The 1393-nt window shown below is 59.2% G+C and carries 1 protein-coding gene; it reads left to right on the top strand.

Features of this window, described 5'->3' with window-relative positions; genetic code table 11:
- Positions 1-51: 51 nt before the first annotated feature.
- Positions 52-1380, top strand: coding sequence for an IS4 family transposase (locus AB5Z09_RS17715; protein WP_368195870.1), 1329 nt, complete (start codon positions 52-54; stop codon positions 1378-1380).
- The last annotated feature ends 13 nt before the right edge of the window (positions 1381-1393 follow it).

Raw genomic sequence — 1393 nt, 5'->3', positions numbered from 1 at the left:
TCCTTCTGTTGTGTGAAAATCCGAAACCTGTTGATTGGTTTCGGATTTTTTATGCGTATCGCTCACGCTCTCGACTTCCTCCACGCCAGCAATGCCGCTCAGTTTGAGTCACTTTCTGACCTCATTCCTCCCGAGCTCATCACGACGCTGCTCGCCGAAGAGGATGTCGTGACCCTGCGCCGTCGCCGCATGCCCATGGAGCGACTAGTCTGGGCCATCATCGGCATGGCCATCTTCCGCCACGTCCCCATGACCCAGCTGGTCAATCAGCTTGATATCCTGTTGCCCGGCGACCGCCCCTTCGTTGCCCCCAGCGCCTTCCTGCAAGCTCGCCAAAAACTGGGGGACAAGAGCATCGAACGCCTGTTTCACGAGACCGCTTCGCGCTGGCACCAGCAGGCCAATCATCCCGGCTGGGCCGGGCTGCAACTGCTCGCCGTCGATGGCGTGATGTGGCGCACACCCGATACCCCGGACAATGCCGCTGCCTTTGCCAAGCCCGGTACTCAGCATGGGGAGACCGCTTATCCGCAGGCACGCATGCTCTGCCAGATGGAGCTGACCAGCCACCTGCTTGTTCAGGCGGTCATGGAGAGCTGCGCCGTCAACGAGATGGTGTTGGCCGAGCAGCTTGTCGCGCACACACCAGACCACTCGCTAACTCTGTTCGACAAGGGGTTTTACTCTCTCGGTCTGCTCCACGCCTGGCAAACCACTGGCAGCGAGCGGCACTGGCTGCTGCCACTCAAAAAGGGCACGCAATACGAGGTGGTGCGCAAGCTGGGGCGTCAGGATGCCCTGGTGCAGCTCAAGACCAGTCCACAGGCACGCAAGAAGTGGCCGCAACTGCCGGACACGGTGGAAGCCCGTTTGCTGACCCGCAACATCAGCGGCAAGGAGCGCCAAGTATTGACCTCAATGGTCGACCCGATGCGCTTTCCGAGCGCCGATATTGTCGAGCTCTACAGCCATCGCTGGGAAATCGAGTTGGGCTATCGGGAGATGAAGCACAGCCTGCAAGAGCACCGGCTGACCTTGCGCAGCAAGAAGGCGGCGGGTATACGGCAGGAGCTGTGGGGGGTGTTGCTGGCGTACAATCTGCTGCGCAGCCAGATGGTAAAGATGGCGGCAAGTCTGAAGGGATACACGGCGAGCCAGCTGAGTTTTCACATGGCGTCGGTCTATCTTATCCATGAACTGAGCTGCATGCCGTACCTATCACCGGGTACTATCCCGAAGCGGGTAGCTGACCTGGAGAAACAAGCGGGCCAGTTTGTGCTGCCGGAACGAAGGGAGCGAAGTTACCCCCGCAGTGTGAAGGCGAAGCCGCAGAAGTATGCCGTGAAAAAAGCCAATAAAAACAATGCCAGTCAGGCTTAACTGACTGGCATTA

It is taken from the genome of Aeromonas sp. R2-2, assembly GCF_040908355.1.
Classification (GTDB): domain Bacteria; phylum Pseudomonadota; class Gammaproteobacteria; order Enterobacterales; family Aeromonadaceae; genus Aeromonas; species Aeromonas veronii.
This window is presented reverse-complemented; position numbering and strand designations above follow the sequence as displayed.